The 22,539-nt window shown below is 70.8% G+C and carries 19 protein-coding genes; 4 read left to right on the top strand and 15 right to left on the bottom strand.

Going from position 1 to position 22,539, the window contains the following annotated elements; translation table 11 throughout:
- Positions 1 to 51: 51 nt before the first annotated feature.
- The 3 genes from MBA17_RS02605 to MBA17_RS02595 all read right to left on the bottom strand — a co-directional run bounded on the left by MBA17_RS02605 (position 52) and on the right by MBA17_RS02595 (position 4,564).
- Positions 52 to 774, bottom strand: a complete 723-nt coding sequence (locus MBA17_RS02605) for a PaaI family thioesterase (RefSeq protein WP_238494576.1) — start codon at positions 772 to 774, stop codon at positions 52 to 54.
- A gap of 1,339 nt (positions 775 to 2,113) precedes the next feature.
- A complete protein-coding gene (locus tag MBA17_RS02600; protein ID WP_238494575.1) occupies positions 2,114 to 3,475 on the bottom strand; it encodes a glutamine synthetase family protein in 1,362 nt (453 codons plus the stop codon).
- Between the two features lie 126 nt (positions 3,476 to 3,601).
- Positions 3,602 to 4,564 (bottom strand): ArsR/SmtB family transcription factor, encoded by a 963-nt coding sequence (locus MBA17_RS02595; protein WP_238494574.1) that lies wholly within the window; start codon positions 4,562 to 4,564, stop codon positions 3,602 to 3,604.
- Between the two features lie 58 nt (positions 4,565 to 4,622).
- Between MBA17_RS02595 and MBA17_RS02590 the strand changes: the two genes are divergently transcribed.
- Both MBA17_RS02590 and MBA17_RS02585 read left to right on the top strand, forming a co-directional pair.
- Positions 4,623 to 5,855 carry an MDR family MFS transporter gene (locus MBA17_RS02590; RefSeq protein ID WP_238494573.1) on the top strand — a complete coding sequence of 411 codons (1,233 nt, stop codon included), beginning with the start codon at positions 4,623 to 4,625 and terminating at the stop codon, positions 5,853 to 5,855.
- A gap of 283 nt (positions 5,856 to 6,138) precedes the next feature.
- Entirely contained in the window at positions 6,139 to 7,923 is a 1,785-nt protein-coding gene (locus tag MBA17_RS02585) for an NAD+ synthase (RefSeq protein ID WP_238494572.1), read from the top strand.
- Here the strand turns inward: MBA17_RS02585 and MBA17_RS02580 are convergent.
- The 7 genes from MBA17_RS02580 to MBA17_RS02550 all read right to left on the bottom strand — a co-directional run bounded on the left by MBA17_RS02580 (position 7,892) and on the right by MBA17_RS02550 (position 16,899).
- A complete protein-coding gene (locus MBA17_RS02580) occupies positions 7,892 to 8,488 on the bottom strand; it encodes a TetR/AcrR family transcriptional regulator (RefSeq protein ID WP_238494571.1) in 597 nt (198 codons plus the stop codon). The genes MBA17_RS02585 and MBA17_RS02580 overlap by 32 nt on opposite strands.
- A gap of 279 nt (positions 8,489 to 8,767) precedes the next feature.
- On the bottom strand, positions 8,768 to 10,099 hold the full coding sequence (locus MBA17_RS02575; protein ID WP_455432672.1) for a hypothetical protein: 1,332 nt from the start codon (positions 10,097 to 10,099) through the stop codon (positions 8,768 to 8,770).
- Positions 10,100 to 10,480: 381 nt separating this feature from the next.
- A complete protein-coding gene (locus tag MBA17_RS02570) occupies positions 10,481 to 11,362 on the bottom strand; it encodes a cupredoxin domain-containing protein (protein ID WP_238494569.1) in 882 nt (293 codons plus the stop codon).
- The gene (locus MBA17_RS02565; protein ID WP_238494568.1) at positions 11,359 to 13,377 is read right to left on the bottom strand and encodes a right-handed parallel beta-helix repeat-containing protein; all 2,019 of its coding nucleotides are present in this window, start codon (positions 13,375 to 13,377) and stop codon (positions 11,359 to 11,361) included. The genes MBA17_RS02570 and MBA17_RS02565 overlap by 4 nt, the downstream gene beginning before the upstream one ends.
- 41 nt (positions 13,378 to 13,418) lie before the next feature.
- Positions 13,419 to 14,042: a TetR/AcrR family transcriptional regulator gene (locus tag MBA17_RS02560; protein WP_238494567.1), complete on the bottom strand. Its 624-nt coding sequence runs from the start codon at positions 14,040 to 14,042 to the stop codon at positions 13,419 to 13,421.
- 7 nt (positions 14,043 to 14,049) lie between these two features.
- Positions 14,050 to 15,612, bottom strand: a complete 1,563-nt coding sequence (locus MBA17_RS02555) for an MFS transporter (RefSeq protein ID WP_238494566.1) — start codon at positions 15,610 to 15,612, stop codon at positions 14,050 to 14,052.
- A 96-nt stretch (positions 15,613 to 15,708) separates the two neighbouring features.
- The gene (locus MBA17_RS02550; protein ID WP_238494565.1) at positions 15,709 to 16,899 is read right to left on the bottom strand and encodes an MFS transporter; all 1,191 of its coding nucleotides are present in this window, start codon (positions 16,897 to 16,899) and stop codon (positions 15,709 to 15,711) included.
- Between the two features lie 160 nt (positions 16,900 to 17,059).
- On the opposite strand from MBA17_RS02550, the gene panB reads away from it, so the two are divergent.
- Entirely contained in the window at positions 17,060 to 17,911 is an 852-nt protein-coding gene (gene panB / locus MBA17_RS02545; RefSeq protein ID WP_238494564.1) for a 3-methyl-2-oxobutanoate hydroxymethyltransferase, read from the top strand.
- A 24-nt stretch (positions 17,912 to 17,935) separates the two neighbouring features.
- Here panB and MBA17_RS02540 read toward each other — a convergent pair whose 3' ends face one another.
- From MBA17_RS02540 to npdG, 4 genes are all read right to left on the bottom strand, one after another.
- Positions 17,936 to 18,850: a threonine/serine dehydratase gene (locus MBA17_RS02540; RefSeq protein WP_238494563.1), complete on the bottom strand. Its 915-nt coding sequence runs from the start codon at positions 18,848 to 18,850 to the stop codon at positions 17,936 to 17,938.
- Positions 18,851 to 18,861: 11 nt separating this feature from the next.
- Positions 18,862 to 19,164 carry an ArsR/SmtB family transcription factor gene (locus tag MBA17_RS02535; RefSeq protein WP_238494562.1) on the bottom strand — a complete coding sequence of 101 codons (303 nt, stop codon included), beginning with the start codon at positions 19,162 to 19,164 and terminating at the stop codon, positions 18,862 to 18,864.
- A 31-nt stretch (positions 19,165 to 19,195) separates the two neighbouring features.
- On the bottom strand, positions 19,196 to 20,368 hold the full coding sequence (locus tag MBA17_RS02530) for a trans-sulfuration enzyme family protein (protein ID WP_238494561.1): 1,173 nt from the start codon (positions 20,366 to 20,368) through the stop codon (positions 19,196 to 19,198).
- Positions 20,369 to 20,598: 230 nt separating this feature from the next.
- Entirely contained in the window at positions 20,599 to 21,255 is a 657-nt protein-coding gene (gene npdG / locus MBA17_RS02525; protein ID WP_455432671.1) for an NADPH-dependent F420 reductase, read from the bottom strand.
- Positions 21,256 to 21,392: 137 nt separating this feature from the next.
- Between npdG and MBA17_RS02520 the strand changes: the two genes are divergently transcribed.
- The gene (locus MBA17_RS02520) at positions 21,393 to 21,968 is read left to right on the top strand and encodes a hypothetical protein (RefSeq protein WP_238494559.1); all 576 of its coding nucleotides are present in this window, start codon (positions 21,393 to 21,395) and stop codon (positions 21,966 to 21,968) included.
- A 12-nt stretch (positions 21,969 to 21,980) separates the two neighbouring features.
- On the opposite strand, the gene MBA17_RS02515 is transcribed toward MBA17_RS02520, so the two are convergent.
- The gene (locus MBA17_RS02515; RefSeq protein WP_238494558.1) at positions 21,981 to 22,484 is read right to left on the bottom strand and encodes a MarR family winged helix-turn-helix transcriptional regulator; all 504 of its coding nucleotides are present in this window, start codon (positions 22,482 to 22,484) and stop codon (positions 21,981 to 21,983) included.
- Positions 22,485 to 22,539: the final 55 nt, after the last annotated feature.

The raw sequence follows: 22,539 nt of genomic DNA, 5'->3' as shown, positions 1-22,539 counted from the left end.
CTGTTGGACGTTAGAGGACCGTCCGGGGTTCGGCACACGTTTCGCGTCGTCTCAGCGCGGAACGATCCAAGTGGCGCGCGAGGTGGCCACCAGGGTGCCGTCCAGCTCGTAGATCGCGCTCTCGCCGTACATCTTGCGGCCTTCGCGGCCGGCCGCGCGGCCGACGACGGAGTAGGTGCCGCCGGGGTAGACGCGGCGGTGGATCCGCGCGCTCAGGCGCCCGAGGAGCGCGCGCTCACCGGGCCGGAAGCCGGCCCAGCCGCTCACACAGTCGAGCGCGCCCCACACGATCGGGTCGGGGACCACGCCGTCGCCGTCGGTCACGCTGGCGGGCACCCGCCAGCCCGCGGCGTACAGTCCCCTGCCGGGGACCGGGCCGGGGAGGATTCGCAGGCCGTCGCCCGGATCGCGGAATCCGCACACGAAGCACTCGGGGAACGGGTGGTGGGCCAGCCCGGGGAAGCCCTCCTCCGCGCGGGCGGCCTCGTTGAACGGCACGAAGCCGGGCGCCGGGAGGTCCTCGGCCACCGGGATGGCCTCGACCAGCACGTGGTCGCCGTCGGCGAGCGTGACGGCGCTGCCGTGGTGCTGGATCCGCAGCTCCTTCTCCAGGGGCGTTGGAGCGTGCAGCGTGACCTCGACGGCCGACCCCTGCTCGGCGCCGAGCGCCTCGGCGACCGTGGCGGCGATCCATCCGCCGTTCGCCGCCTCCGCTGGCCCGCGGAACCGCGCGGGAACCCTCAGCACGGTCTGCAGCTCGGCCGCCGTCGTCATGCCTTACCTCCAAATATCGCCCCAAAAGAGCGATGGGTCCGCAAATGTTGTTATCAACGACGGCATTTTACCGGAGAACGATCGGGACGGCCGGAGAGCCCCGGATACGGCATGCTGAACGAAGGGTTACGGCACCGGCGGGCAGCGGCCGAGCTCGAACCCGATGACCTGGGCGGCGGTGGTCCATCCACTCGGTGCGCTTCCAGATCCCCCCGCCGGCCACCCTCCCCGGCCTGCTCCCGCGGCGCCAAGGTGTCGCCGGCGTCAGCGGCCGAACGAGCGGGCCGCTCAGCCCCATCCCGATCCCCCGCCTCCTCCCGCAGCCGCTCCACCTTCGGCAGCAGCGGCTCGAGCCGCTCCCACAGGCTGTCGTGAAGGATCCACGGCAGTTGCTCGCCCTTCCCACACCAGGACACCGATCATTGCCGTGAGAATACGGCCGACTTCATCCTGTCAGGACCTCTTAGGCAATAACCCCGCCCGGCAGGTTGTTTCCCCATTCCGGACTTCAATCCGCGGCCCCGCAACCAGTCCGTAAACCACTCACTCGAATTGCAGATCATCCCCTATGGATATCCGCCATAACTGTGACTAACATCGAGAAGTGAGACAAAACATCCGCACCGAAAGGAGATAATTAGTGGGCCGTATCAGGAAGTTCGGCGTTTCGGCGGCCGCGGTGGCAGCGATCGCCGCCGCGACAACCCTGATGTCACCGACTGCTCCCGCTCAGGCAGCGACCTGCAGCAGTAGCGCTCAGACCGGCACTTACGGCGGCACCGGCTGGGCGATGTGCAGCGGTACCGGAGTGACTCAGACACGGGTCCTGCTCTTCTGCCAGGACAGCAGCGGTGGCTACACCACCGTTTACGGCCCTTGGGTTGCCAATTCCGTCAAATCATACGCTCAATGCGCCAGCAATGCATGGCCGATATCGGTCGGGCATCAAAGGGTGTGAGCCGACCATAATTTCATCCGGTCGCGGCAGGGCATGTAGAACAGCCCGAAAGAGACAACCAGGCGACCGAATGAAAAGCAAGGCCAAAGACTGTTCGTCATCACCCGTCTATGATGCAGCGGACCACCTCATCACAGATGGGTGATGACTGCCCGACGTTCGCCCTCTGCCGTGTTGTCCCCCTTGACAGAAGTCGCCCGAATACATAATCCCGGACCGCCTCCAGAGGGCCTGACAGGATGAAGCCGGCCGTTATCCTCACAGTTCAGGTGTGCGGAAGGCCTGCAGACGGCCCAGAGCCAGTGAGACGGCGCAGGGCCAACGGTTCACTGCCGTTGGCCCTGCGCCCTCCATGCTGAGGAATTCGCCGCTGACCTGCGGTTACAGGACAGGCAGGTAGCGGCCGAGCTCGAACTCGGTGACCTGGCGGCGGTAGTCCATCCACTCGGTGCGCTTGTTGCGGAGGAAGTAGTCGAACACGTGCTCACCGAGCGTCTCGGCGACCAGTTCGCTGCGCTCCATCACCGAGATCGCCTCGTCGAGCGACTGCGGCAGCGGCTGGATGCCGAGCGCCCGCCGTTCTGCGCTGGTCAGCGCCCAGACGTCGTCCTCGGCGCCGGGGGGCATCTCGTAGCCCTCCTCGATGCCCTTCAGCCCGGCCGCGAGGATGACGGCGAAGGCGAGGTAGGGGTTGCAGGCCGAGTCGAGCGACCGGAACTCCACCCGCGTCGAACCGCTCTTGTGCGGCTTGTACATCGGCACCCGGACCAGGGCCGACCGGTTGTTGTGGCCCCAGCAGATGTAGCTGGGCGCCTCCCCGCCCTGGCCGGCGATCGCCTCGGCGCCGCCCCACAGGCGTTTGTAGGAATTCACCCACTGGTTACAAACGGCGGTGATCTCGGCGGCGTGCTTCAGCAGTCCCGCGATGAACGAGCGGCCGACCTTGGAGAGCTGGTAGTCGGCGCCCGGTTCGTAGAAGGCGTTGCGGTCGCCCTCGAAGAGGGACATGTGCGTGTGCATGCCGGAGCCCGGGTGCTCGGTGAACGGCTTGGGCATGAAGCTCGCCCACACCCCCTGCTCCAGCGCGACCTCCTTCATGACCAGGCGGAAGGTCATGATGTTGTCGGCGGTGGTGAGCGCGTCCGCGTAGCGGAGGTCGATCTCCTGCTGGCCGGGCGCGCCCTCGTGGTGGCTGAACTCCACCGAGATGCCCATCGACTCCAGCATCATGATCGCGTTCCGCCGGAAGTCGTGGCCGGAGCTGTGCGGGGTGTGGTCGAAGTAGCCGCCGTCGTCGATCGGCTCGGGCCGCACACCGCGCTCCGGCTTGCCGCGCAGCAGGAAGAACTCCACCTCGGGGTGGGTGTAGAAGCTGAACCCCATGTCGGACGCCTTGGCCAGGGTGCGTTTGAGCACCCAGCGCGGGTCGGCGTGCGAGGGCGAGCCGTCGGGCATCAGGATGTCGCAGAAGATGCGGGCCGCGCCGGGCGTCTCACTCCGCCACGGCAGGATCTGGAACGTCCCCGGGTCGGGCTTGGCCAGCATGTCCGACTCGTAGACCCGGGCGAAGCCCTCGATCGACGAGCCGTCGAAGCCGATGCCCTCGGCGAAGGCCCCTTCCAGCTCGGCAGGCGCGATCGCCACGGACTTCAGGAAGCCGAGCACGTCGGTGAACCACAACCGGATGAACCGGATGTCGCGCTCCTCTAGGGTGCGCAGAACGAACTCCTGCTGGCGGTCCAAGGCATCTCCTTCTTGCTGCCGTGTTCAAACCATTGTCATCGCGGTCAGCGGAAGACATGTCTGGTGGGATCCAAGTCTGCCTGCTTCGTGTTTCGCACACGTTACGCGAGCCGATGGTGAGATCTGTCACGGTGCACAGGCCAGGCTGTCGCCGAGACCGGTACGCCGATACACGACCTCTTTACCAAGCCTACGCCCGCTGACCAGGCCGCCCTTGGCCAGTACGCCCAGATGCTGGCTGACCGCTCCGGGGGTGAGGGCCAGCCGTCTCGCCAGCACGGTGGTCGAGCCCGGCTCCGCGAGCGCGAGCAGGATCTGCGCCCGGCTCCGGCCGATCAGCGCGGCGAGGGCGCCCGGGGCCGGCGGCGGTCCCTGCTCCCAGAGCGTGCCGACGCCGAGCGCGGGATAGACCAGCATCGGGCGGTACGGCGCGACCATCACGCCCACGTCCCGCCCGTAGAACGCGCTCGGCACGAGCAGCAGCCCCGCCCCGCCGAGCAGCCCTCCCGAGCAGTGCCGCTTGTTCAGGACCAGGGCGTCGCCCCGCCAGCGCACCGAGGGATGCAGGTCGGCGAAGAGCTCGCGGGCGCCACCGGTGGCCAGTCGCCTGCTCCGGCGCAGCACGTCGGCCTCCAGCAGGCCGTACACCCTCGGCCAGTGCTCGGCGAAGACGGCGTCCCAGTAGTCCTGCAGCGCGTCGGCCACCCGCCGCACCCCCGCCGCCGGGTCGGCGAGAAAGCGGTCGACCACCCGGGGGTCCGCGCCGCACACCTGTCTCACCTCCTCGGCGGCGACCTCGGGCGGCGTACGGCGGACCCGGTCGAGCTCGACGGCGAAGTCGGGCAGCGGAGTCTCGGGCGGCGGCGTGAGGAAGTCGGCGATGTACCCTCTGGCGGGCGCGAGCGCGTACAGCTCCGCCAGGTCAAGGCCGGCCAGGCCGGGCCGTACCGCCCTGATCCAGGGCAGGTGCAGGGAGTGGTGCGCGGGCGCGCGGAGGGCGCGCAGGCTCATCACGGCCTCCCACAGCGGCGAGAACGCGAACCGCAGTCGTGCCACGTCGTCGGGCGTGAAGACCCACTCCATCGTCATCTTTTAGCCTCCGCTAAAAGGTTGGCACCGGGAACCCGCCCTGTCGAACCCTTGCCCCGTGACCACAACCACCCCCGCCAAGCCCTCCTTCCTGCAGTCGAAGATCGGTGGGCTGCCCCGAACGTTCTGGGTGCTCTGGGGCGGCACCCTGGTCAACCGCCTGGGCACCATGGTGGAACCGTTCATCGGCGTCTACCTGACCCAGGCGCGCGGCTTCTCGCTCGTCGCCGCCGGGCTCGTCATGGCCGTCTACGGGGTCGGCTCCCTGCTGTCCCAGCTCGTCGCCGGCTGGCTGGCCGACCGGGTCGGCAGGCGGATCACCCTCACCGGCGGCATGCTGGCCACGGCCGTCACCATGGTCGCCCTGGGATACAGCACCACGCTGCCCGCCATCCTCACCGGCATGTTCGTGCTCGGCCTGGTGATCGACGCGTACCGGCCCGCCTCCAACGCGCTGGTGGCCGACCTGGTGCCGCCCGACGACCGGCCGCGGGCGTACGGCCTGCTGTTCTGGGCGATCAACCTGGGCTTCTCCGTGGCGATGGTGTCCGGCGGCTGGCTGGCGCAGACGGGGTTCCTCTGGCTGTTCTGGTTCGACGCGGTCACGTGTGCGATCTTCGGGCTGCTGGTGTGGACATCGGTCAAGGAGAGCTCGCCCGCGCGGCGGGAACGGCGGCAGGGCGGCTTCCGCGAGGTGCTGCGCGACCGGCTGATGCTCGGCTTCGTGCTGATCAGCCTCGCCTTCACGTTCCTCTACCTCCAGGGATTCACCACGCTGCCACTGGCGATGACCGGGGCCGGGCTGTCCACCGGGGCCTACGGGCTGGTGATGGCGGTGAACGGAGTGCTGATCGTCTTCATCCAGCCGCTCACCGGCGACTGGCTCGGCAGACGCGACCACAGCACCGTGATGGCGACCGGCATCGCGATCGTGGCGGCCGGCTACACGCTGACCGCCTTCGCCTCCACCACCGCCGGGTTCGCCCTGGCCGTCACGGTGTGGACGATCGGCGAGATCGTCACCGCGGGCATCGCCGGCGCCGTCGTGGCCGCGCTCGCCCCGCCGCACCTGCGTGGCCGCTACGCGGGCGTGTACGGCTTCGCCTGGTCGGCGGGCGGTCTCCTCGCCCCGCTGGTGGGAACCCGCCTGCTGGAGGCCGGGCCGCGCGTCCTGTGGTTCACGGTCGGCGCCGTGGGCCTGCTCGCCGCACTGGGCCAGCTCGCCATCGGGCCCGCCATCCGGCGGCGCACGACGGCGGGAGCCGAACTCGGTCCTTCGATGCCGTCCTGACCTGCTCGCCTCCCCTCGCGACCGGGGACCCGGGCATCGCGTTCCGCCACGAACGGGACCCCGGCGACCTCACATTCCGTCACGGCCTGGACCCGGCGGCGGCCGGGCCACGCGGACGCCACCGCCGGGCCCGGCCGGTCTATCTGATCTGCCCGGCGGGACTGCCGTCCCGGTCTGCCGTGGGAACCGGCCTTCCGATTCGCCCGCCGGCGGCCTGTCCGGAATCGGGCTTGCCCGCCTCCCCCATCAATCGGCGCGCGGGAGTGGGAATAGGCTGGGGCGCGTGGTAACTCTCCGCGTCGCCCTGGCCCAGAGCAATCCGACGGTCGGTGACCTCGACGGCAACGCCGCCAAACTGGTCGAGTGGACCCGCCGCGCCGCCGATCGCGGCGCGCAGCTCGTCGTGTTCACCGAGATGTTCCTCACCGGCTATCCCGCCGAGGATCTGGTGCTGCGCACCTCCTTCGTCGACGCGTCCATCGCGACCCTCGACGCGGTGGCCACGCGCCTGGCCGCGGAAGGACTGGGCGAGATCCCGGTCGTGGTCGGCTACGTCGACCGGGCCAACCTCGCACCGCGGGCCGGCCAGCCCAAGGGCGCGCCGCTGGACGCCGCCGCCCTGATCCACCGCGGCGCCGTCCGCACCCGTACGGCGAAGCACCACCTGCCCAACTACGGCGTTTTCGACGAGTACCGCTACTTCGTCAGGGGCGACCGGCTGCCCATCTTCCGGCTGCACGGCGTCGACGTGGCCGTGGCGGTCTGCGAGGACCTGTGGCAGGAGGGCGGGCCCGTCGCCGTGGTGGGCCAGGCGGGCGCCGGGCTGCTGGTGGCGCCGAACGCCTCGCCGTACGAGCGGGAGAAGGACGACTTCCGCCTGGAGCTGGTCGCGCGCCGGGCACGGGAGGCGGGCTGCGCGCTGGCGTACGCCAACCAGGTCGGCGGGCAGGATGAGCTGATCTTCGACGGTGACTCGATCATCGTGGGGGCGGACGGCGAGCTGATCGCGCGCGCGGCGCAGTTCACCGAGGAGCTGCTGGTCGCCGATCTGGAGGTGCCGCCCGCCGACGAGAGCATCGCACCGGGGCTCTACCCCTACGACGCGGGCGACGGCAGCGTGATCACCGTCGAACGCCTCGTGCTGGACACCCCGCCCGCGTCCGCGCCGGCTCCCGAGCCCCCGCGGCTGGCCCCCCGGCTCGACGATCTGGCCGAGGTCTACTCCGCGCTCGTGCTGGGAGTCCGCGACTACGCGGCCAAGAACGGCTTCGACTCAGTGATCTTCGGCCTGTCCGGCGGCATCGACTCCGCGCTGACCGCCACGATCGCCGCCGACGCCATCGGGCCCGACCGGGTCAACGTGGTGCTGATGCCGTCCCGCTACTCCACCGAGCACTCGCTCGACGACGCGCAGGATCTCGTCGAGCGGCAGGGGCTGCGATCCCGGGTGGTGCCGATCGAGGGCATCGTCGACGCGTTCGAGAAGGAGATCGAGATCAGCGGCCTGGCCGCGGAGAACCTCCAGGCGCGGGTGCGCGGCATGCTGCTGATGAGCCTGTCGAACGAGCACGGCCACCTGGTGCTCACCACCGGCAACAAGAGTGAGCTGGCCACCGGCTACTCCACCCTCTACGGCGACTCGGCGGGCGGCTACGCGCCGATCAAGGACGTGCCGAAGACGATGGTCTGGCAGCTCGCCAGGTGGCGCAACGAGCAAAGCGGCCCGGCCGACTTCCTGTACGGCTTCGCCCGCCCGCCCATCCCGGAGAACTCCATCGAGAAGGAGCCGAGCGCCGAGCTGCGCCCCGACCAGCGCGACACCGACTCGCTGCCGCCGTACGAGGTGCTCGACCGGCTCCTGGACGACTACGTCGAGAAGGACATGGGCCGGGAGGAGCTGATCGCCGCCGGTCACGATCCCGCGCTGGTGACGCGGGTGATCAGGCTGGTGGACGTCGCGGAGTACAAGCGCAGGCAGTATCCGCCGGGGCCGAAGATCACGCCGAAGAACTTCGGCCGGGACCGCCGCCTGCCCATCACGAACCGGTGGCGCGAGGTCGGCTCATGACCCCGTTCTCCACCCTGCGTGCCAGGTAGGCGAGGAGCAACTCCTTCGTCTCCGCGATGAGGCCGGGGTCGCCGGAGGGGGCGTCCCTGAAGGCGAGCTTGAGCAGCCCGTCCGCGGCCTCCACCGCGATCAGCAGGGTACGGCCCAGGGTGTGCCCCGCCACCGGCGTCAGCCAGGACGCGAGGAGGCCGGTCAGCTCGTCGGCCACCAGGCCGTTGCCGCTGAAGTCGAGTACGGCGAAGCCCGGAACCCGGCGCTTCATCTCAACGTACTCGTCGACGACGGCGTCCACCACGCCCTCCCAGCCGGTGACCTCGTCGAGCCGGTCCGCCACCCGGTCGGCGAAACGCTCCAGGTTGCGGCGGGCGAGCGCGTCGGCCAGGCCGCGTTTGTCGCGGAAGAAGCGGTAGATCGAACCGATCGGCAACCCCGCCCGCTCCGCCACGGCCCGGGTACTCAGCGCCTCATAGCCGCCCTCGTCGAGCAGCGCGGCCGCGGCGTCGAGCATCTGGTTGACCCGTTCCACGCTGCGCTGCTGCACCGGGGTCCTGCGCACCGATTCCATACGCTCATCCTGCCTGGTCGCGACATACGGCCACGGCACCCGGTCGCAGTGCCCGGCCACAGCACCCAGCTACGGCACCCGATCACGGCACCCGATCGCAACGGCCGGTCGCGGCAGCCGGTCGCGGCAGCCGATCACGACACCAGATCGCGGCATGCGGTCGCGGCATGCGGTCGCGGCATGCGGTCGCGGCATCCGGCTCCTGCATCCGGCTCCTGCATCCGGTCACGGCACCCGGCCACGGTCGGCGGGGCACCGGGCCTGGGGCGGTGCAGCCGATCACGCCGCGAACAGCAGGGCCAGGCCGCCCACCGTGTAGCAGACCATCAGCACGAGCAGCGGGATCTGCCCGGCCACAGCGGCGCGCGGCGGCAGCAGCCGCACCGATCTGTCGTGCGCGGCGACCACCCCCAGCACGTGGCCGATCACGATCGCCAACACCTGCACGACCGCGATCGTGCCGGGTGACACGATCTCCTCGTCCGCCGTCAGCCCGGCCGTGCCGAACAGGTTCGCCCCGGTGCCGAGCGGGTCGGAGGCCATGATCACCGCCTGCTGTCCCTCGATGACCAGCAGCGAGAAGTAGTGCGCGACGAGGTAGCCGACCGCGATCGGCACCAGCGAGTGGGCGAAGGCGCCGGTCAGCCCGCGGGTCCCGCCGATCAGGCCCGCGAGTCCCAGGCACGCCGTGTAGAGCACCGCCACCAGCATGACCGCGCCGGACAGGCCCAGCGTCCCGGTGATCGCGGGGCCCAGCGGTCCCGACTGCAGGACGCCGGTCCACCACGGGGAGCCGGCGAACCCGTCGTAGCCGGTGGAGCCGAGCATGACGCACACCGTGGCGATCAGTCCGGGGGCGGGCCGCACGGCGTCGAGCCCGTCCAGCGGGTTCCTGACGACGATCCTGCCGTCGTCCCTGCGGCCCAGCGGTGACAGGCTGCCGATGAGCGCGGAGTAGACCTCGAACGCGTCGCACCTGTCGAACCACGCCTGGCCGTACCTCAGGGAGCCGGCCAGCTGCGCCGTGCCGTACGCGGTGAGCAGGATCAGCAGCGTGGTCGTGGAGGCGGGGTCGGGTGACACCAGCTCGACCCAGGTGAACGCGGCCAGGCCGGCGGCGGCGGGCCAGTACCCGAGCCGGTCCGGCAGCGGCGCGGAGGGTGCGACCCTGAGCAGGAGATGGACCGTCCGCAACGGGTTGAGCAGCTTCCAGACCGGGCCGAACAGCAGCGACGCGGGCACCAGGCCGACCCAGAAGACCACGTAGACCAGGTGCGCGGCGGGATTGACCGCCGGGTCGTCGGGCCCGAGCACGGTCACGGCCAGCAGGAACACCGTCGCCGCGAGCCCGGCCGCCCGCATCCCCCACCTGAACACGCCGCCGTCCAGGAACCCCAGCCTCAGCGCGCGACCTGCGGCTCCGCCCCTGAACCGCGAATCAGCCCACAACAGCCCAAGCGCCACGAACGACACCATGAGCGCCCCGAACGCCCCCGCGAACGCGTAGAACAGCGGAATCGGCAGATCATGCCGTGCCCCCACCCCGTGCGCCAGCACACCCGGCACCGGACGGCCGTGCGCGAGTACGAGCCCCAGCCCCGACACCCCCATCACCCCACGCCCGCCCCGGCGAGGACAGGAACGGACACCGGCACACCAACACGGTCATGGGCGAGGACCAGACCAGGCACCCCCATCACCGCACCCGACTCGAAGAGAAGAACCCCGGCCACCGAACGACCACGGGCAAGGACAACGCCGGCCCGCCCATCACCGCACAGCCAACCGAGTGAGGACAGGACCAGACACCAGCGCCCCATCACCACACCCGACTCGGAAAGAGGGACCCAGGCCACCGAACGACCACCGCCGACCCGCCCATCACCGCACAGCCAACCGAGTGAGGACAGGACCAGACACCAGCGCCCCATCACCACACCCGACTCGGAAAGAAGGGCCCAGGCCACCGAACGACCACCGCCGACCCGCCCATCACCGCACGGCCAGCTGGGTGAGGACGAGGCCGGACTCGTGCGTCTCCACCTCGAAGAGGCCGGACTCGGACGCGGTGAAGTCGAGGGTCACGGCCTTGCCGGGGGTGAGCGGCCGGGCCAGGTCGTAGCCGTGGACGTGGACCTCGTCGGGGACGTCCGAGGTGACGATCAGGCGGATCCGGGCGCCCTTCGCGACCTCGACCCGGGCGAGCGGCGACACGGTCCTGCCGCCGGCCACGCCCAGCCGGATCTCCTTCGGCCCGGCGGCCCCGGGGGTGGCGGCGCCGAGGGTGGTGGTCGCGGTGATGGGCCGCCCGTCGCGGGACCACGCGGTGTGGTCGTCCGCGACGAGTTCGGCCTTCAGTTCGTGCGTGCCGGCGGGTACGGCTCGCGCGTCGAGGTGGTACCACGGGCCGTACAGACGGGCGATCCGCTCACCGTCGAGGTACAGGCGGACGTGGCCGGAGCCGGGGATGGCCGCGCCGCCCACGCTGTCGGGGGTGAAGCGGAAGCCCTCGGCGGCGACGTGGACGTTCCAGCCGGAGACGGTGTCGCGGCGGACCTCCAGCGTGATCGACTGCCCGCCGGACGCCTCGCGCAGGCCGCCCGCCTCGGGCGACGCGCCGCCGGCCACGCCGTGGTCGGTGCCCGGGTTGTGATGCGTCGTCGCGGGAGCGGCGCACCCGGCGACGATCAAGGTGGCCGCCAGGCAGGCCACCAGCCCTCCCATCGTCGTCGCCGCGGGAACGCCCCGGCGAGACCCGCGCATGGCCTTCCCACCGGCCTCGGGGAGTACGGCACGGCCGAATCCGAGCACGAGGACCACCCTGGACAGCACGCCCCGGCGAGACCCGAACCCGAAGGAGGCCTGTCCGCTCATCCCGCCGCCTCCGCGGGTACGGCCCGGCGGGACCTGGGCGCGAGGACGACCACCGCCCACAGCACCCACACGACGGTGAGGAGGCCGCGGATCCACCCCGGCCCCACCGGCAGCCAGGGGATCATCAGCACCGCCTTGTCGAACGCGTCGGCCAGGGCGAGGATGCCCAGCACGACCGTGGCCCAGCCGAACGCCCCGCGCAGCCGCAGCCCCGCCCCGATCCACCACAGGCCCATCAGCAACAGCGCCGCCGCCGGCACCAGGGTGTACTCGAACGCGGCTCCCACCACGTCCAGCGTCAGGCCCACCACGCCCAGCAGCGTCACGACGCCCGCCGCCACGCCGCGCCCGAGCCTGCGCCGCCACAGCAGGAGGGCGACCAGTCCGAGGATCAGGGAGACGGCGAGCGCGATCTGCACCTCCACCCGGCCCACCCCGGCCGCGCCGTACCAGTCGCAGCCGGCGGGCAGCCGCCGTTCCCGCACGCTGTAGTCGTTGCACAGGTAGCCCTTGGCCAACTTGACCGGCTCGCCGAGCACCCGGGCGGGCCCCGAGACGGTGACGGGCTCGGCCGAGAAGCCCGCGCCGGCGGCGCAGCGCGGCAGCGCCCACGGGGTGGAGGGGCCGGTGACCTGCCAGCAGTTGCCCGCGCCCTGCCCGTCCCAGTAGACCTCGGCGGCGTTGGGCCGCCGCTCGCCGGCCGCGGAGACACCCAGCGTGTTGCCGGTGTAGAGGTTGTGGTGGGAGGTGTCGAACTGCTTGGCCCAGCTCTCCTCGCCACGGATGAAGGCGGGTACGGCGAGCAGCCAGAAGGCGGCTCGGGTGTGTCCCCAGATCCGGTTGCCGCGGAACACGTTGTAGTTGCCGCCCGCCGTGATGACGCCGCTGCCGGGCGGCATGCCGATCTGCGGGCAGACGACACCCTGCTCGTAGCCGCGTTCGGCGGCCGGCTTCGCGCAGGTGCCGTCGGCGACGTGGCGGTAGTAGTCCTGGTTGTTGTCGTAGATGAGGTTGCGCTCGAACTTGGCGTGGTTCTGCGGCAGGCCCGGGTGGCCGGGGAAGGCGCTGTCCATCGAGGCGCCGCCCATGTTCTGGAAGAACTCGTTGTCGTGCGCCCAGACCGAGTCGCCGGCCGTACCCGAGTAGCCGACCATGTTGTGGTGGCTTCTGCAGTTCCGGATCTCGATGGCGTAGCGCGGGACCACGTGGCCGCGGCCGGTGTTGATGTCGGAGGCGCTGCCGGGGTAGATGCCGGAGTCGCCGTTGCCGTAGGACTCGCAGCCGGTGTAGAGGCCGTGGTCGCTGGCGAAGGTGAGGAAGCCGTACTCGTCGTTCCAGCGGGTCAGCATGCCGTCGATGACGAAGCCGTCCGTGGCCAGGATGTAGAGGGAGTTGAACGTGGTCCGCTGGGCGGTGAAGTTGCGGAAGTAGACGCCGTCGCTGGAGTCGGCGCGGATCGCGTTGAGCTTGCGGTACTGCGCGTCCACGACGACGTCGAGCGGGCTCGCGCCGGTGCCCTCGATCTGCAGGTCCTCGATGCCGAGGATGGCGACCAGGTTCTGGTTGTGCGGGCACTGCCGCTGTTGTTCGAAGGAGAGGATCTGGTAGCCCAAGTCGGACCACCGGGCGGGGAGGTTCGCGCACGCGCCCGCCGGTTCGGGGAGGCTCGGCTCCTCCAGGTAGAGGCCGGGGAGGACGGCGATGTTCATGCCCGCCCGGTCGACCTCGTCCACGGCCTGCTGGAGGTGGCGATAGCCGTCCTTCTGGCACTGTTCGAACAGCGACAGGTTGCGTGCGCGGAGCTCGGCGGGGAAGCCGGAGATCCGCCGTTCGAAGTCGGCTCGGTCGCTCTTGCAGACCAGCAGATCGGGCTCGGCGGCGCGGTGGACCGGCACGCTGCCCGAGCCGTCGGGCAGCGTCACCTCCCGCTCCTCGTGCGCCAGCGCCGCGGCTGCCGGAAGGAGCATCCCCAGGCTCAACACGATCACTGTCACGACCCTGCGCACCAGCTGCATGGGCGCGAGAGTAGAACAATGTTCAGGTTTTGCCTAGAGGTCTAGCGCGGTCCCGCACCGCCGAGGCCGGCCATCAGCTCGTTGACGATGGTATCGGCGAGGTCATCGGGCAGCTCGTCGATCGATTTGAGCCACTTGGTGCGCCACATCATGGTGCCGACCACGGTCGCCATCGCGGTCTCGATGTCGAGATCGGCCCGCAGTTCGCCGCGGTCGACCCCGCGTTGCAGGACCTCGCGCAGGATGCGCCTGCGCGGCTCGATGGCGACATCGTGGAAGCGCTTGGCCAGCCGCGGGTGGCGGTCGTACTCGCTCATCGCGATGTTCATCACGCACCGGTTGCGCGGCAGCACGGCCTCTTCCTTGATCGCGTTGAGGTACGTGATCAGATCTTCGCGTGCGGTGACGCCGCGGAGCGGCGGCAGGGGAGCCTTGAGCGCCGCGAGCGCGTCGACGACCAGGTCCTCCTTGTTGGACCAGCGCCGGTAGATCGTGGTCTTACCCACGCCGGCGCGGGTGGCGATCGCCTCGATGGTCAGCTCCGCGATGCCTATCCCCTCGCCGATCAGGTCGAGGGTGGCGTCGAGAATGGCCTTCTCCGCTCGCGCGGACCGGGGACGGCCCGCGGGGCGGGCCGTCCCTTCCGCCGTTCCATACGTCGTCATCGGGACCTCACACTACAGCCGGTTCCTTAGGCTGTTCCTGGGCCGCGTGCGGAGCTTCCGCCGCGTTCTTTCCGGGGAGCCACCGCACCACCATGAGAGCGCCGATGAGCGCGATCGCGGCCGAGACGAGCGCGGTGGTGTGCATGCCGTTCAGGAAGGCGGTGTTGGACGGCTCGATCAGGGCGGCGCCCCGCGCGCCCAGGGCCTCGGCGGCCGCCCTCGTACCGGTGATCGACTCGCCGGCCAGGTGCCGCATGCCCTCCGGCAGGATCGACAGCGACGGGGCGATCCCGTCGCGGTAGCTGGCCGACAGCACCGAGCCGAGGATGGCGACGCCGAGCGCGCCGGCGACCTGGCGGATGGTGTTGCTCATCGCCGACCCGACGCCGGCCTTCTCCCTGGGCAGCGCCTCCATGATCGCGGTGGTGGCCGGGGGCATGATGTTGGCCATCGCCGCGCCCTGGATGAAGAAGATCACTTCGATCAGCACGATGGGCGTGTTCTGGTCCATCAGCGCGTAGCTGCCCAGCACCAGTGCGATCACCACCATGCTGGTGGTGGCGGAGACCTTGCTGCCGAAACGGGCGATCGTCCGCTGGCTCAGCGGGGCGAAGATGAGCTGCGCCGCGGCGAACGGGATCATCAGCGCTCCGGCCTGCAACGGGCTGAATCCCAGCACGATCTGCAGGTAGAAGACCAGGAAGAACATCCCGCCCATCATGGCGAAGAACACGATGCCGACCATGCCGATGGCGGTGGAGAAACGCGGGTTGCGGAAGTAGGTCACGTCGAACGCCGGGTGGTCGATCCGGCGCTCGTACCAGACGAAGGCGACCAGCACGACGAGCCCCAGCAGCGTCGGGACGAGCACCTCCGCGCTGGCGAGGGTGGCCAGTTCGCCGCCACGGATGATCCCGTAGGTGACGGCGACCAGGCCGATGATCGACAGCAGCACGCCGACCGGGTCGAGCCGGGCCGGCTTGGGGTCACGCGACTCGGGCACGACCAGCGCGATCAGCACCATGCTGATCAGGACGACCGGCACGTTGATCAGGAAGACCGAGCCCCACCAGAAGTGCTCGATCAGCAGGCCGCCGGTGATAGGCCCGATCGCCACGGCCAAGCCGACCCCGCCGGCCCAGAGGCCGATGGCCTTGCCGCGCTCGCGGGCGGGGAACACGTTGGAGATGATCGCCAGCGTGGCCGGCATGATGGCCGCGCCGCCGATGCCCATGACGGCCCTGGCGATGATCAGCTGCATCGGGTCCTGGGCGTACGCGCTGGCCAGTGAGGCCAGGCCGAACATCACCATGCCGACGAACAGCATGCGCTTGCGACCGGTGCGGTCGCCCACCACACCGAAGGTGAACAGCAGACCGGCGAAGACGAGCGTGTAGGAGTTGATCGCCCACTCGAGCTCACTCTGGGTGGCGCCCAGACCCTCCACCGGGTCCGCGATCGTCTTCAGCGCCACGTTGAGGATGGTGTTGTCGAGAACCACGGCAAGGAGGCTGAAGACCAGCACACCCAGGATCTGCCATCGTCTCGGGTGGCCGAGTTGTTCTTCCAAGACTTTCCCCCGGGGAATTTCGATACGTGTAAGTTTCGCAACGCAACCGTAGCGGATCATATTTCGATACGCAACCGTCCCGTTTCGAAATCCCCCTCAGGCCGAGACCGGCTCTGTGGCGGGCGCGGGCGCCTCGGGAACCGCGGCGCGCACGAAGGGCACCGCGACCAGCACCACCACGACGGCGACCAGCCCCGTGACCACGAACGCCCAGCCCGGACCGTGGCCGTCGATGATGCCGCCCGCCAGCGGGCCGGCCGCCGCGACGCCGATGGTCAGTGCCGTGCTGTGCAGGCCCATCACCTCGCCCCTGGCACTGCCCGGAGTGCGGGAGGAGACGGCGTCGACGGTCGCGGCCAGGGCGGGAGCGCACAACAGGCCCGCCGGGATCAGCGCCAGGCAGAGCCACCACCAGCCGCCGCCCACCAGGCCGAGCGGCGCGGTCAGCACGCAGAGCCCGCCGATCAGCAGGAGCGGCGAGACAGAACGGGACAGGGCCCCATAGACGAACCCGCCCACCAGAGAGTACGCGCACCACAAACCGATCACCAAACCGGTCCATCCCAGGTCACCGCTCTTGGTCAGCGTCGCCACCAGCGACAACTCGGTGGCCGTCAGCACCAGCGTGAGCGCCGAGACCGAGGCCAGCAGGGCGACCAACCCGGGCCGCAACCACGTACGGCGCGGCACCCGCAGCTGAGCGATCTCCGCCTCCGACCGGGTCGGCGGGTTGAGCAGGATCAGCGCGATGCCCGAGCCGACCAGGCCGGCCCCGACCAGGCGCATCGTCCACGGTCCGCCGAGCGTCGTGACGCCCGCCACCGCCAGGGCCGGGCCGACGATGTAGGAGAGCTCGACCGCCATCGAGTCGAGCGCGAACCCGGTCCTGCGCTGGTCGGCCGGCACCATCGCGGCCACGCACTGCCGGATCACGCCGAACACCGGGAGGGAGAGCACCCCCGCCACCAGGGCGGCCGGAACCAGGACCGGATAGGGCAGGAACGGGGCCAGGAACCAGAAGACGCACTGCGCGGCCGCGCACACGGCCAGGATCGGGCGCAGCCCGCGGGCGTCGATGAGCCGGCCCGCCAGCGGTGATCCGACGGCCATGCCGAGTGTGACCGCCGCGGTCACGATCCCGGCGTCCAGAAAGCCGCGGTCGGCGGTGACGTGCAGGGTCAAGGTCAGCGCCGACGCCGTGTACGGCACGCGGGCGACCAGGCCCACCGCCATCAGGACCCGCATCCCCGGTAAAGCCAAGATCCGCTTGTAAGGCGCCAAAGCCATCACGATACTTACCTCCACGATGCATTGTGTCGTGGGCCACTCACCGGGACGCAACCGGATTACCCGCAATGTCAGGGGTGTTACAGGACCCGTAGCCGTGTCATCATCGAAAGCGTCCGGGGACGCCACAGGGGCGCCTCGAGACCGGGAGGTATCCACGATGTCCTCTGCCACTTCTGTCACCAGCCCGTCGACCACGCTCTACGGCGGCAAGGCTGGGCGAAGGGTCACCGTCCGCGACATCGCCGCCGCCAAGGAGCGCGGCGAGCGCTGGCCGATGGTCACCGCGTACGACGCGATGACCGCACGCGTCTTCGACGAGGCCGGGATCCCCGTCCTGCTCGTCGGCGACTCGGCCGCGATGGTCGTCTACGGTTACGACTCCACGCTCCCCGTCTCCGTCGACGATCTCATCCCGCTGACCGCCGCCGTGGTGCGCGGCTCCGCACGCGCGCTGGTGGTGGCCGACCTGCCGTTCGGCTCCTACCAGTCGTCCCCCCAGCAGGCCCTGGAGACGGCGGCCCGTTTCATGAAGGAGGCCGGCGCGCACGCCGTCAAGCTCGAAGGCGGACGCCGGATCCTGCCGCAGGTCGAGGCGCTCGTCTCGGCCGGCATCCCGGTGATGGCCCACCTGGGCCTCACTCCCCAGTCGGTCAACGCGTTCGGCGGCTACCGGGTCCAGGGGCGCGGCCAGTCGGGCGACGAGCTGATGGCCGACGCCAAGGCCCTTGAGCACGCGGGCGCGTTCTCCGTGGTGCTCGAATGCGTGCCCACCGACCTGGCGGGCCGGGTGACCTCGGCGTTGTCCATTCCCACCATCGGGATCGGCGCCGGGCCCGACTGCGACGCCCAGGTGCTCGTCTGGCAGGACCTCATGGGCCTCACCCAGCGGCCCGCGAAGTTCGTCAAGAAGTACTCCGACCTCGCCGGCGAGATGGACCGCGCGGTCCGCGACTTCGCCGACGAGGTGACCTCCGGCGCCTTCCCGACGGCCGAGCACAGCTACAGCTGATCCGCCCCCGGCCGGGCGTGCGGGTCAGGCGGCGAGCGTGGCGGGGTCGGTGTTGGCCCCGCACAGGACCACCGCGACCCGTTCGCCCGGCTCCGGACGATAGGCCCCGGAGATCATGGCGGCCTGCGCCGCCGCACCGGCGTACTCGACGGCGATCCGGTGCTCGCGCCACAGCGCGAGCCGGGCCGCCACGATCGCCTCGTCGCTGACCAGCACGCTCCGCACCGGCCCCTGAGAGATAAGGATCTCCAGGGCCAGCGAGCCGACGCGGGTGGCGCCGAGGGCGTCCGCACCCACTCCGCTGACGGAGACGTCGACCGGGCGACCGGCGGCGAGGGCGTGGTTGAGGGCGGGGATGAGCTCGGGCTCGACGGCCACCACGGACGCCTTGCCGTGCAGGGCGGCGGCGATGCCGCCGATCAGGCCGGCGCCGCCGACGGCGACCAGGACCGTGTCGAGGCCGGGGATCTGGTCGAGGAGTTCGAGCCCGAGGGTGCCCTGGCCGGCGAGCACGTCGGGGTGGTCGTAGGCGTGGACCTCCAGGGCGCCGGTCTCGGCGGCGCGCTCGCGGGAGGCCGCGAGGGCATCGAAATAGACGGCTCCCGCCTGGTTCACCACGGCGCCGAGGGCGCGCAGCCCGGCGACCTTGACCGGGCTGGTGACCTCCGGCACGAAGATCTCGGCCCGGACGCCCAAGGTCTTGGCCACGTGGGCGACGGCGAGCCCGTGGTTGCCGCCGCTGGCCGCGATCAGGCCGCTCGCCGGCAGTTCCCCCGCCGCACGGGCCGACAGCACCCGGTTGAACGCGCCACGCGCCTTGAAGGAGCCGGCGTGCTGGAGGTACTCCAGCTTGAAGAACATCCCCGGCCGCACCTCGATCACGGGGGTGCGCCTGACGAACCCGCCGATCCGCTCGGCCGCAAGCTCACTGTCGCTCATGTCTCCCGCTCTCAAAGCTCACTCGCCAGCCGCGTGGCGAACTCGGCGATGCGTTCCTCGTCGCGCTTGTAGAAGACCCACTGCTTGATCCGCCTGCCCCGGATCAGGCCCGCGCGTTCGAGGATCTTCAGGTGCCCGGTGGCGCTCGGCTGGGTCATGCCGAGCTTGTTGGCGATGAAGACCGAGCAGACCCCGTCTTCCACCAGATCCCCGTCGACCTGGGGCGGGAAGTGGGCGGTGGGGTCCTTCAGCCAGTGCAGCACCAGCAGCCGGCGCTCACTGGCGAGCGCCCGCAGCACATCCGTCGACAACACTTAGGAAGTTTCCTAATTAACGAAGCGTTCGTCAAGCCAGGGCCTGCTCGAAGTCGGCCCACAGGTCCTCGACGTGCTCGATGCCCACGGCCACCCGGACCGTTCCCTCGCCGATGCCGTGCCTGGCCAGCGCCTCGGCGTCGAGCGAACGATGGGAGGTGGTGGCGGGGTGCAGGATCAGCGTCTCCACGCCGCCGAGCGAGGGGGCGAGCAGCGCCAGCCGTACCGCGCCCATGAACTTCTCGCCCGCCGCGCGGCCGCCCGCCAGGTCGAAGGAGAAGACGCCGCCGAAGTCGGGGAGCACCCTGGCGGCCACCTCGTAGGAGGGGTGGGAGGGCAGGCCGGGCCAGTGGACGACGTCGACGGCCGGGTGCTCGGCCAGCCGGGTGGCCAGGATGCGGGTGTTGCTGCAGTGCCGCTCCATCCGCAGGTGGAGGGTCTGCATGCCGCGCAGGGTGAGCCAGGCCGCGAACGGGTCGGCCGTCGCGCCCAGCTCGATGGCGAAGGACCAGACCTTGCGGTGCAGCGCTTCGTCGGCGAAGACCGCGACGCCGCCCAGCACGTCGGTGTGCCCGCTGAGATACTTCGTGGTGGAGTGCACGACGATGTCCGCCCCGTGCTCCAGGGGCCGGCACAGCAGCGGCGAGGCGAAGGTGTTGTCGACGACCGAGATCAGCCCCGCCTCACGGGCCACCGCGCACATCCCCGGCAGGTCGGCCACCTGGGTCATCGGGTTGGCGATGGTCTCCAGGTAGAGCAGCCGGGTCTGCGGCCGGACGGCGGCACGGGCGGCCTCGGGGTCGTTCTCCGGGACGTGCGTCACCTCGATGCCGAACCGCGCGGCCAGGTCGGCGAGCATCGCGGCCGTCCCGCCGTACACCGCGCGCTGGGCGATCATGTGGTCACCCGGCTTGAGCAGGCCCAGCAGCACCGAGTTGATCGCGCCCATGCCCGAGGACGTCGCCACGGCGCCCACCCCGCCCTCCAGCCCGGCCACCGCGTCCTCCATCGACCGGACGGTCGGGTTGCTCAGCCGCCCGTAGACGAAGGCGCCGTCGGGGCGGCCCATCCCGTCGGCGAAGACGGCCGGGTCGTCGAAGACGAAGCCCGAGGTCTGGTAAAGCGGAACCGTGATCGGCTTGCTGCCCTCGAGGACGGGATGGGGCAGGTGGACGGTGCGCGTCTCGGGACGGTGTTCACTCATGGCCACCACCGTAATCGTGAATATCTCGCCGCCGCCGGGCGGGCTCGCTCCAGGGAATCGGACGCGATACGAGTGGACGGCTCAGGAAGGGATGGCAGCGGCTTCGAGGTGATGCGTGCCGGCTCGTTCGCGGCCACGCCTGTCGCCGGCGACCGTGCGCGACCGTCTCACCAGCGCGATCACCTCGACGCCGTCCGCACCGCCCAGGACGCCGGGTGGCTCCGAACGGGTCAGACGTCGGTGACCCGGAAGCCCGCGTGGGCCTTGTAGCGGCGGTTCACCGAGATGAGGTTGGCGGTGAGGGCCTCGACCTGGTGAGCGTTGCGCAGCCGGCCGCCGTAGACGCCGCGGACGCCGGGGATCCGGCTCGCGAGTGCCTGGACGGTGTCGGTGGCCTCGCGGTCGTCGCCGAGGACCAGGATGTCGAGCTGCATCTCGGCGACCTCGGGGTCCAGGAGCAGCACGGCGGAGACGTGGTGGAAGGCGGCGACGACGCGGCTGCCCGGCAGGACGGCGGCGGCCTGCTGGGCGGCGCTGCCCTCCTCGACCGGCAACGCGTAGGCGCCCTGCTTGTCGAAGCCCAGCGGGTTGACGCAGTCGATGACGATCTTGCCGTCGAGCGGCTCGCGGAGGGACTCGAGGGTGGCCTTGTGACCGTCCCACGGCACGGCGACGATCACGACGTCCGCCTCGGCGGCCACGGTCGCGTTGTCGGCGCCGCCGACACCGTGCCCGATGGCGGCCGCCGCCTCGTTCGCGCGCTCGGCGCTGCGGGAGCCGATCAGGACCTTGTGCCCGGCCATCGCGAACCGGCGCGCCAGGCCCTTGCCCTGGTCACCGGTGCCGCCGAGAATCCCCAGGGACAGGCCGTCGACATCGGAACTCACGCTGATCACCCCTTCGCTCCGCCGTACACCTGGACGTCGTTCCGGGCGGACGCGCGGACGCACCGTACGTACGCCCAGATCATGCCAGGCGTCGGATCGCGAGACGGTACCGGGGTCACTGGTGCACGATAGGGCGTATGGACGCGTCGTCGGTGGCCTTTCTGCGCGAGGTTCTCGGCTCGACGGGCTGGGTGGAGCGCACCCGGCAACTCGGGCTGGCGCTCCGGGCGACCCGGTCTCCCGGCGGTCTGCTGATGCTGGGCACGCCGGAGGAGGAGCCCTGGCACCTGACCGCGCACCTGGATGACGAGGCACGGCTGGCGGGGCTGCCCCAGCTCGCGCCCACGCTGGTCCGGTGGTCGCCCCCCGCGGGCGCGCCCGCGCATCTGCGGGTCGGCATGGACCGGCTGCGCGAGGCCGGACGCGGTCAGACCCTGTTCGTCGTGGCGGCGCACCGGGCGCCCGTGCCCCTGCTCGAACGGGTCGACGACGCGCGGCGCACCGGTGCGACGATCCTCGCGCTCGACGGCGGCGATCCCGACCTCAACGGGCTCGCCCACGACTTCCTCGCGGTCCCGGAGGACGCCCCCGTCTCCTTCGACGGCGCGCAGCACCTGGTGGGCATGGCCACCGCGGACGAACCCCGCCGCATCGGGCTCCGCGACCGCCTGGCCCGCCTCCTTGACCGCGTCAGCGGCCCGCACGTCGACTGACCGGCGGGAGGGTCAGGGGAGGCCGGCGGGCCGGGTTTCGATGATCCGTTCCAGCAGGGCGGTGAGCTGGGCGCGTTCGGGTCCGGTCAGAGTGGCGAACCACTCCTGCTCGCGCCGCGCCTGCTCGCCGTACGCCTCACGGACCGCCCGCTCGCCCTCGTCCGTCAGCGCGACCGTGACCCCGCGCCGGTCGCCCGGCACCGGGCCGCGCTCGACCAGGCCGTCCCGTTCGAGAGTGTTGACCACGTTGGTGACCGCCGAGCGGGACATCACGGAGATCTCCGCCAGCCTGGCCGGTTGGGTCGGCCCGAGCAGCCACAGCTTGAACATGAGCCGGAAACCGGGCAGCGTCCACCCCTTCGGCCGGTGCACCCGGGTCTCCAGATCGGCGACCAGCAGGTAGGCGAGCTGCAACACGTTGTACGCCAGGGCGAACGCGTCCGGGTCGGCCGGTGCGGGCATCGCCGCGAGCCTTTCCCTGGCCAGGGCCGCGTACCGGATATCGGCTTTGTCCACCGCCCAAGCAAAGCAGACCTTGCGCGGCCGTCGTTCCGCCGCCAAGATTTGTTAC

Origin of the sequence: Dolomitihabitans soli (assembly GCF_022213955.1) — a bacterium.
GTDB lineage: Bacteria > Actinomycetota > Actinomycetes > Streptosporangiales > Streptosporangiaceae > Streptosporangium_A > Streptosporangium_A soli.
This window is presented reverse-complemented; position numbering and strand designations above follow the sequence as displayed.

Excerpts from the sequence above, each read along its gene's own strand:
- MBA17_RS02605 (WP_238494576.1), bottom strand. The coding sequence starts at position 774 with ATGACGACGGCGGCCGAGCTGCAGACCGTGCTGAGGGTTCCCGCGCGG.
- MBA17_RS02595 (WP_238494574.1), bottom strand. The coding sequence starts at position 4,564 with ATGACGATGGAGTGGGTCTTCACGCCCGACGACGTGGCACGACTGCGG.
- MBA17_RS02580 (WP_238494571.1), bottom strand. The coding sequence starts at position 8,488 with ATGGAATCGGTGCGCAGGACCCCGGTGCAGCAGCGCAGCGTGGAACGG.
- MBA17_RS02575 (WP_455432672.1), bottom strand. The coding sequence starts at position 10,099 with ATGGGGGTGTCGGGGCTGGGGCTCGTACTCGCGCACGGCCGTCCGGTG.
- MBA17_RS02570 (WP_238494569.1), bottom strand. The coding sequence starts at position 11,362 with ATGAGCGGACAGGCCTCCTTCGGGTTCGGGTCTCGCCGGGGCGTGCTG.
- MBA17_RS02565 (WP_238494568.1), bottom strand. The coding sequence starts at position 13,377 with ATGCAGCTGGTGCGCAGGGTCGTGACAGTGATCGTGTTGAGCCTGGGG.
- MBA17_RS02560 (WP_238494567.1), bottom strand. The coding sequence starts at position 14,042 with ATGACGACGTATGGAACGGCGGAAGGGACGGCCCGCCCCGCGGGCCGT.
- MBA17_RS02550 (WP_238494565.1), bottom strand. The coding sequence starts at position 16,899 with ATGGCTTTGGCGCCTTACAAGCGGATCTTGGCTTTACCGGGGATGCGG.
- panB (WP_238494564.1), top strand. The coding sequence starts at position 17,060 with ATGTCCTCTGCCACTTCTGTCACCAGCCCGTCGACCACGCTCTACGGC.
- MBA17_RS02540 (WP_238494563.1), bottom strand. The coding sequence starts at position 18,850 with ATGAGCGACAGTGAGCTTGCGGCCGAGCGGATCGGCGGGTTCGTCAGG.
- MBA17_RS02530 (WP_238494561.1), bottom strand. The coding sequence starts at position 20,368 with ATGAGTGAACACCGTCCCGAGACGCGCACCGTCCACCTGCCCCATCCC.
- MBA17_RS02520 (WP_238494559.1), top strand. The coding sequence starts at position 21,393 with ATGGACGCGTCGTCGGTGGCCTTTCTGCGCGAGGTTCTCGGCTCGACG.